At 65.3% G+C, this 6,654-nt stretch carries 7 protein-coding genes; 3 read left to right on the top strand and 4 right to left on the bottom strand.

From position 1 onward, the window contains the following. The coding region (locus tag VIR09_RS16790) for an iron-sulfur cluster assembly protein (RefSeq protein WP_332013899.1) at positions 1-172 on the bottom strand (172 nt) is incomplete at its 3' end. 101 nt (positions 173-273) lie between these two features. Here VIR09_RS16790 and VIR09_RS16785 point away from each other — a divergent pair. Both VIR09_RS16785 and metG read left to right on the top strand, forming a co-directional pair. Next, positions 274-549: a hypothetical protein gene (locus VIR09_RS16785; protein WP_006226181.1), complete on the top strand. Its 276-nt coding sequence runs from the start codon at positions 274-276 to the stop codon at positions 547-549. Between the two features lie 188 nt (positions 550-737). Then, positions 738-2,897 (top strand): methionine--tRNA ligase, encoded by a 2,160-nt coding sequence (metG, locus tag VIR09_RS16780; RefSeq protein WP_332013898.1) that lies wholly within the window; start codon positions 738-740, stop codon positions 2,895-2,897. Positions 2,898-2,964: 67 nt separating this feature from the next. On the opposite strand, the gene VIR09_RS16775 is transcribed toward metG, so the two are convergent. From VIR09_RS16775 to VIR09_RS16765, 3 genes are all read right to left on the bottom strand, one after another. Further along, the gene (locus VIR09_RS16775) at positions 2,965-3,702 is read right to left on the bottom strand and encodes a sulfurtransferase (protein WP_332013897.1); all 738 of its coding nucleotides are present in this window, start codon (positions 3,700-3,702) and stop codon (positions 2,965-2,967) included. A gap of 85 nt (positions 3,703-3,787) precedes the next feature. Continuing rightward, positions 3,788-4,585 carry an META and DUF4377 domain-containing protein gene (locus tag VIR09_RS16770; RefSeq protein WP_332013896.1) on the bottom strand — a complete coding sequence of 266 codons (798 nt, stop codon included), beginning with the start codon at positions 4,583-4,585 and terminating at the stop codon, positions 3,788-3,790. Between the two features lie 130 nt (positions 4,586-4,715). Continuing rightward, a complete protein-coding gene (locus tag VIR09_RS16765) occupies positions 4,716-5,246 on the bottom strand; it encodes an META domain-containing protein (RefSeq protein WP_332013895.1) in 531 nt (176 codons plus the stop codon). A 324-nt stretch (positions 5,247-5,570) separates the two neighbouring features. Here VIR09_RS16765 and VIR09_RS16760 point away from each other — a divergent pair. Then, positions 5,571-6,654: acyltransferase (locus VIR09_RS16760; RefSeq protein ID WP_332013894.1), on the top strand; the 1,084-nt coding region annotated here is incomplete at its 3' end.

Genomic DNA, 6,654 nt, shown 5'->3' with positions numbered 1-6,654 from the left:
GGACCTGCGCGCGCGCGGCGTCGGCGGGATAGCCCAGCTCCAACGCCAGCGAAACGCGTCCGCCCTCCAGCTTGATGTCACGATCTTTTACAGAAACACCCAAATCCATACCGGTATTCGGGTCCTGCGCGGCGCGCAGCGCGGCGCGAATTTGTTCTATCGTTATACTCATGTCACTATGGTTCCGTAGGCAGCGCGGCTTCTGCGGCCCGCCATCCCCTAAAGGATAGCGGATACCCGGGAACCTTTCGCTGCGTTTTGCATCCGATCTTCATGACCAACACACTTATCCGCTTCTTTCGTGCCGTCCTATTCGCCGCCCTGGCCTTGATCGGCATGGCGATGGCGCTGGTGTTCATGCTTTCCACGGCGATCGCCGTGGCGATCCTGTACGTGGTCGCCAAGGTGCGCGGCAAACCTTTCGGCGTACGCGCCTACTGGAGCCAGCGCCAGGGCGCCCGCCCGGGACCGTTCCAGTCCGCCACCGCCCCCTTCGCCACGCAGCCGCGCGGCGATGTGATCGACGTCGAAGCCCGCGAAATCCGCTGACGGCGGCTTTGCAGCATGCTTGGCGCCGCCCTGCGGCGCGAGCGGGTCGTGGGCTCATGCGCCCACACGGCTGAATTGCCGGACGGCCGGCCCGCGGATGGCCGCCCCCCGGATGGCCGGCCCCCGCATCCACGCCGGTTCCCGCATTCTTTCGCAACCCGCCTGATTCGCCTGCCGCGAAGGGCGGGTTGAGCCATTGTTGGACCGCTGCGGGGCAAGTCCCCGCGGTTGCCCTAAAATGGCCGGCTAACCCCTTTTTCCCTCAACCTCCAAAGACAACCATGTCTCGCACCCTTTTTGTCACCACTGCGCTGCCCTACGCCAACGGATCTTTCCACATCGGCCACATCATGGAGTACATCCAGGCCGATATCTGGGTTCGTTCGATGCGAATGGCGGGCCACACGGTGCATTTCGTGGGTGCGGATGACGCGCATGGCGCGCCCATCATGCTGAAGGCGGAAAAGGAAGGCATCACGCCGCAGGCCCTGGTGGCGCGCTACGCCGCCGAGCGCCCGCAGTACCTGAACGGCTTTCACATCCGTTTCGACCATTGGCATTCCACCGATTCGGCCGAAAACGTCGCCCTGTCGCAAGACATCTACCGCGCGCTCAAGGCCCAGGATCTGATCGAAACCCGCTCCATCGAGCAGTTCTACGATCCGGTCAAGGGCATGTTCCTGGCCGACCGCTACATCAAGGGCGAGTGCCCCAAGTGCCACGCCAAGGACCAGTACGGCGACTCCTGCGAGGTCTGCGGCGCGGTCTACGCGCCCACCGAGCTGATCAACCCGTACTCGGCGCTGACCGGCGCCACGCCGGTGCTGAAGTCCTCGGACCACTTCTTCTTCAAGCTGTCCGATCCGCGTTGCGTGGAATTCCTGCAGCAATGGACCACCGGCTCCAATGCCGCCGGCGGCAAGCACCTGCAGCCTGAAATGCTGGCCAAGACGCGCGAATGGCTGGGATCGGACGATGGCGAGGCCAAGCTGGGCGACTGGGACATTTCCCGCGATGCGCCCTACTTCGGCATCGAGATCCCGGACGCGCCGGGCAAGTACTTCTATGTCTGGCTGGACGCTCCCGTGGGCTACCTGGCCTCGCTGAAGTCGTATTGCGCGGTCAAGGGCCTGGACTTCGACCAGCTGCTCGACCCCGCAGGCCCCACCGAGCAGGTCCACTTCATCGGCAAGGACATCGTGTATTTCCACGCGCTGTTCTGGCCCGCGATGCTGAAGTTCGCCGGCCGCAAGACGCCGGACGCCGTGAACGTGCACGGCTTCATCACCGTCAGCGGCGAAAAGATGTCCAAGAGCCGCGGCACCGGCATTTCGCCGCTGCGCTACCTGGAACTCGGCATGAACGCCGAATGGATGCGCTACTACATCGCCGCCAAGCTGAACGCGCGGGTCGAAGACATGGACTTCAACCCCGAGGACTTCATCGCCCGCGTCAACAGCGACCTGATCGGCAAATACGTCAACATCGCCAGCCGCGCCGCCAGCTTCATCACCAAGCACTTCGATGGAGTCCTCGGCTATTCGGGCGACACCTCGGCGCTGGCCGCGGAGTACGCCGAACAGGCGGAGTCCATCCGCGCCGCGTTCGAGGCGCGCGAGTACAACCGCGCCATCCGCGAAATCATGGCTTACGCCGATCGCATCAACCAGGCTTTCGACACGGCCCAGCCCTGGGTGCTGGCCAAGGGCATCGCCACCGCCGATGACGCGCAGAAGGCCGCCCTGCAGGACATCTGCTCGCGCTCGCTGGCGGGCTTCAAGGCGCTGTCCGTGATGCTGGCGCCGGTACTGCCCGAGCTGGCCGGACGCGTGGCCCTGGAGCTGTTCGGCGCGCAGGCGCCGTTCACCTGGGCTGACGCCGCCGTGCTGCCGCAGCGCGTGGCGCCCTTCAAGCACCTGATGCAGCGCGTCGAACCGCAAATGCTGGAAGACCTGTTCGAGCCGCCCGCCGCCCCCGTCGTGGTGCCCGGCGGCGAACCCATCGCCGAGACCATCTCCATCGACGACTTCGCGCGCGTCGACCTGCGCATCGCGCAGATCGTCAACTGCGAACAGGTGGAAGGCTCGACCAAGCTGCTGCGCCTGACCCTGGACGCGGGCGAAGGGCGCCACCGCAACGTGTTCTCGGGCATCAAGTCGGCCTACAAGCCGGAAGACCTGATCGGCAAGCTGACCGTGCTGGTGGCCAACCTGGCCCCGCGCAAGATGAAGTTCGGCGTATCCGAAGGCATGGTGCTGGCCGCCAGCCATGCGGATGAAGCCGTGGACGCCGGCATCTACGTGCTGGAACCGTTCCCCGGCGCCAAGCCCGGCATGCGCGTGCGCTGATCCCGCAACGCCCCGCTGAATGCAAAGAGCCCGCTGATGCGGGCTCTTTGTCATTGCGATTCTGCGTTTACGCCTTGCTGGGCGCCAGCGCCGGATCCAGCGAAATGCGCTCGTCGAAGACGAAGCACTTGCCGTCATAGCCCGGGCCGCCGGTTTCTTCGAAATACTTGAGGATGCCGCCGTCGAGCTGGTAGACGTTCTCAATGCCGACTTCGTTCATGTAGATGGCGGCCTTCTCGCAACGGATCCCGCCCGTGCAGAAGCTGACGACCGTCTTGCCCCCGAGCTCAGCCCGATGCGCCTGCACCGCCGCAGGAAACTGCGTGAAGCGCTCGATGCGCCAGTCGATGGCGTTCTTGAAGGTGCCTTCATCGACCTCGAAGGCGTTGCGCGTATCCAGCATGACCACGGGCCGCCCGGCATCGTCCACGCCGCTATCCAGCCAGCGCGCCAGCGTGCGCGCGTCCACGCCGGGTGCGCGGCCCACCGCCGGGCGGATCGTCGGATGGTCCATGCGGATGATCTCGCGCTTGATCTTCACCAGCAGCTTGCGGAACGGCACCGTGGCGCTATGGCTGAACTTCGCTTCCAGATCGGCGAAGCGCGGATCGGCGCGCAGCGTGCGCAGGAAGGCGTCGATGCCATCCGCCGCCCCCGCCAGGAACAGGTTGATGCCCTCTTCGGCCAGCAGGATGGTGCCCTTGAGCCCGGCCTGGCCGGCCTCGTCCAGAAGGCGGACGCGCAATTCCGGCAAGGAATCCAGCGAAACAAATTTGTAGGCGGCGATATTGACGACGGCAGTCATGGAAAAGCGGCAAAAAGCGGGCGGCGAAAGGCGTAATAGTAAACGCTGGGCGGTTTTCTCCGCCCGCCGCCCCGCTTGATCCCGCTCAACGATTGACGATTTCCTGCTCGATCACGGCATCCAGCACCCAGCTCAGCGTCGATGCGTCGGCCGGCGGATTCGGGTTGCGGACCTCGACCACGCGCAAGCGGTAACGCACGCCGGGCTGGAAGTTGAAGCCCGTGATTTCACCGTACCAGAGCTGCCAGGGCTGCCCCGCGCTGTCGCGCACCTGATAGCACATGGCGCGGCCCGCGCCGGCGGTGCAGGGCACACGTTCCGAGTTCACGTAGACCAGTTTGGTCGGCCCCTGCTGGCCGCCCGCGATGGGATCGGCGCGGCGTCCGAAATCCAGCCGGTCGCCCGAGCTGAGCACCCAGGTCATGCGCTGCGGATTGTTGGCGTTGTCCACCGACGTGGCGGTGATGCTGGTCAGCGCGGCCAGGAAGTCCTGCTCCAGCTTCATGTTCTGCGGCGCGCAGGCCATCATGGTCGACACGGGGCGTCCCTGCACGATCAAAAGGCCGTTGGCGATGGTGTAGGAGCCGTTGTACTGATTGCAGCCGGAAAAGCCGGATATGCGCGGCGAACCCTGGTCATGAATGAAGCTGACCGTGAGGGGACGCGAATTGGAAGACGGATGCGGAATCTGCCGCAGGCCGCCGCCGGGCAAGCTCCAGCGCGCCAGGTCCCAGTTGGTCTGGGCCAGCATGTCCGAGGCGGAGGCCGGCTGGAAGCGGGGATCCTGTCCATCCGCGGTGCGCTGCGGCGGTGACGAGCAGGCGGCCAGGCCGATGGACAACAGGCAAGGCGCGAGCCAGCGCAGGGACGCGGAAAAGGGCATGGGGGTCTCCCGGAAAAACGAGGAATGCCGCGCCCGCGCACGGCGGCGGGCCGGACCACGCCATTGTAGGCTGGGCCCGCCACCGTCTTTCACGGCTTAACACTCTTTGATACGCGCTGCGCCGGCTGCGTCAGGGCGTGGGCGGATCCTGCCGGCGCACGAACTCCAGCACGTCGCCGCCGCGCAGGTTGAAGGTCAGGTGCCGCGGCGCGCCGCCGTTGTCCAGCGTGAAAGTATCGATGGCGGTCAGGCCGCGCAGATAGTCCGCCTCCAGGCGGGCCCGCTCCGGCGCGGGGCAGGCCATGCGCGTGGCGGCCGGGGCGTCGATGTAGAGCTTGCCGCCTTCGAGCTTGTAAGTGCCCATGTAGCGGTTGCAGCCGGCAAAACCATTGACGCGGTACTGCTTGCCCTGCGCCAGGAACGTCAGGCGCACGGGTTCGCCGTTATCGCCATGCGGGATGTCGCGCAACGCGCCGCCCGCTTGCGTCCAGCGCACCAGTTCCCAACTGGTCTGGGCCAACGAATCCGCGCTGCTGGCGGCATTGGCCGCGGCGGCGCCTTGCGGGCGCGCGCCTCCGGTAGATCCGGCGCAACCGGCCAGGGCCGCGGCCAGCAGCGCCGGGGCAAGCAAGCGGCAACGCGTGGACAAGAGCTTAGGCATGTACGGGACTCCATGAATTTCACATACCCCGACTGTAACCGGCCTTGCGGGCTAGCACGCATGTCCTCAGCCCATAAGCGGTATCCAAAAGCAGCACGGCGGATCTGGCGCCACGCCCAATTGCATGGCCTTGCTGCATCGAACGCCCCATGGCGGCGACGCACCTCGACGCGCAGAATCAGTACAGATCGCCATCCGGGCCAGGCCGGCACGCAAAGGTACGGAAGCCGATCGCAACGACCGCAGGCGCAGGTGTCCGGCTCCTCACGGGGGCCAAAAATAAGATCAATCCGGGGAGACACGGCGATGGGCTTTTTGAGAACCTTGTTGGCATTGTCAGTGGTGCTGGACCATCTGGGCGCAGGCGCCACCGACCATCTGGTAGGCGGCCGCCTTGCGGTACAGCTGTTCTACGTCATTTCGGGCTTCCTGATTTCCTATGTGCTCACCGCCACCGACCACTATCAAGGAGCGGTGGGCAAGTTCTACGCAAACCGCTTCCTGCGCCTGTTCCCGATCTACCTGGCCGTCGCGGCGCTGACGCTTGCGGCGCACGTGATGAGCGGCGGCGCATTCTTCCGCATCTATGACGCCCTGCCCTTCAGCGCCGAACTGTTCCTGGTGCTCTCCAACATTTTCATCATGGGCCAGGACTGGCTGATGTTCTTCGGCATCGAGCATTCCGCGCTGACGTTCACCGGCAGCTTCGCGCACAGCGAAGTGCCGCTCTACGAAGGCTTGCTGGTGCCGCAGGCCTGGACGCTGGGCGTGGAGATGAGCTTCTACCTGGTCGCTCCCTTCATCCTGGGTTCGCCGCGGCGGCTGCTGGCATTGCTGGCCGCATCGCTGGCGCTACGCGGAGTGCTGGTCGCCACCGGCATAGGCTTGAACGATCCCTGGACCTATCGCTTCTTTCCAACGGAGCTGGCGCTGTTCCTGCTCGGTTCGCTGTCGCACCAGGTGCTGTTGCCGCGCTACAAAGCCTGGACGCAGCGCGTCAAGCGCCTGCCCGAGATCGGCACGGCCGTGCTGGCGGCCTACTGTGTGCTGCACTTCTCGATCGCCATGAACCACAACGTGCGCGACGGCCTGGCCGTGCTGCTGTTCGTGGCGCTGCTGCCGCTGGCCTTCCTATTTCAGTCGCGCCACAGGCTGGACAAAGCCATAGGCGAACTGAGCTACCCGATCTACATCTGCCATTCATTGGTGATCATGTTCTTCAAGTGGATGCTCGAAGAAGCCCACCTGGATCAGCCGCTGCTGTTCTCGGCTCTGGTGATCACGAGCACCATCGCGTTCTCGGTCCTGCTCAACAGCGTGATTGCGGACCCCGTGGAACGCCTGCGCAGCCGTCTGCGCACCGACGACGATACGTTGGCGCCCGCGGCCGGCACGCGGCTGCGCCCCG

Origin of the sequence: Achromobacter sp. (assembly GCF_036567245.1) — a bacterium.
GTDB lineage: Bacteria > Pseudomonadota > Gammaproteobacteria > Burkholderiales > Burkholderiaceae_B > Achromobacter.
This window is presented reverse-complemented; position numbering and strand designations above follow the sequence as displayed.